This is a genomic window from Moorena sp. SIO4A1 (assembly GCF_010672065.1).
In the GTDB taxonomy this organism is placed as follows: domain Bacteria; phylum Cyanobacteriota; class Cyanobacteriia; order Cyanobacteriales; family Coleofasciculaceae; genus Moorena.
Genome location: NZ_JAAHHX010000617.1, coordinates 1 through 1,579, shown reverse-complemented (window position 1 = coordinate 1,579; position 1,579 = coordinate 1). Strand labels below are relative to the sequence as shown.

The 1,579-nt window shown below is 41.9% G+C and carries 3 protein-coding genes; all 3 read right to left on the bottom strand.

Annotated elements, in window-relative coordinates:
• On the bottom strand, positions 1-98 hold a 98-nt coding region (locus tag F6K53_RS41240), incomplete at its 3' end, for a DUF2887 domain-containing protein (protein ID WP_293086118.1).
• 119 nt (positions 99-217) lie between these two features.
• Complete coding sequence (locus tag F6K53_RS41235) at positions 218-1,033, bottom strand: Rpn family recombination-promoting nuclease/putative transposase (RefSeq protein WP_293086116.1); 816 nt, start codon at positions 1,031-1,033, stop codon at positions 218-220.
• Between the two features lie 119 nt (positions 1,034-1,152).
• The coding region (locus F6K53_RS41230) for an Rpn family recombination-promoting nuclease/putative transposase (RefSeq protein WP_293086114.1) at positions 1,153-1,579 on the bottom strand (427 nt) is incomplete at its 5' end.

The window sequence follows — 1,579 nt, the reverse complement described above, 5'->3', positions numbered from 1 at the left end:
TGATAAGCTTGTGCTTCTGTAGGGGAATGGTTAATTAATTCAAAGAAGATGCTGGGAAACGATTGGAACAGGCGATAGAATATGGTATCGGTTTTCACATTTAGGTCATTACTTAACTATAGCTATAGTAATGGTAATGGGTAATGGGTCACCCGCGTAAACCCACCTAGCTCCCATTACCTATTACCCATTACCTAACTATGGGATAGTTTTTGTTTCAGGGATCCGTTGACTGCTCGAGCACCTGTTTCACTTGTTCAACCTCTAATTCTAAAGCTTGGGCAACTTGTTCTACGGTTAAACCCAACGCTAACAACCGAGGTATGGACTCTAATTTGCCTTGAATTTTACCTTCAAGTCTGCCTGCTTGTATACCTTCAGCTAAAGCCTCCTGATAAACTTTGGTTTGCCGTAAATCACTTAAGCTAAACATCGCTTCTATCTCCCTGCGACTGAGTTTGGGTAACTTATACACTAGTATGGTCTCTATTAATTGTAGAAGTTCTCGCTTTTGTGGTTCATTGTCTATCTCCTCAGTGGTTCGTTGAATCAAGTCTTGAGCTTGTGCGATTGCAGTATCTTCCTTGGTGACAATTAGCTGTACTGTAGCTATACCCACCGATGTTGCAGAGGTCTCGGCTAATTCATCGAGATAAATCCGAGATACCCTTGGGGAATCGAGTAATTCAAGATATTGTTGAGTTGCTCCTTTATCCACATTGCGGCTCGGGTAAATCACCACACCACGCCAATCATTGCTGAGTTTAGTTTTGTTTAAGTACATGAAAATTTCGGTAAAGAAGCGGGAGTAAAATTCAGAGTCCCTCTGAAATTGGACTTCTACAAAATAAATCGGTTGTTGGGCTGTGGTGGTTGTCGGCAGGAATACTCCATCAATTCTAAATGCTAGTTGTTTGACTTCCACAGAGGCGAATTGATAAGCTTGTGCTTCTGTAGGGGAATGGTTAATTAATTCAAAGAAGATACTGGGAAACGATTGAAACAGGCGATAGAAGATGGTGTCGGTTTTCACATTTAGGTCATTACTTAACTATAGCTATAGTAATGGTAATGGGTAATGGGTCACCCGCGTAAACCCACCTAGCTCCCATTACCTATTACCCATTACCTAACTATGGGATGCTTGTTGTTTTAGGGATCCGTTGACTGCTCGAGCACCTGTTTGACTTGTTCCACCTTTAATTCTAAAGCTTGGGCAACTTGTTCTACGGTTAACCCCAACGCTAACAACCGAGGTATCGACTTTAATTTGCCTTGAATTTCACCTTCTTGTATACCTTCAAGTCTCCCTTCTGCTAAAGCCTCCTGATAAACTTTAGTTTGCCGTAAATCACTTAAACTAAACATGGCTTCTATCTCCGTGCGACTGAGTTTGGGTAACTTATACACCAGTATGGTCTCTATTAATTGTAGAAGTTCTCGCTTTTGTCTTTCATTGTCTACCTCCTCAGTGGTTCGTTGAATCAAGTCTTGAGCAAGTGAGATCGCAGTATCTTCCTCGGTTACAATTAGCTGTACTGTGGCTATACCCACCGATGGTGCAGAGGTCTCGGCTAAT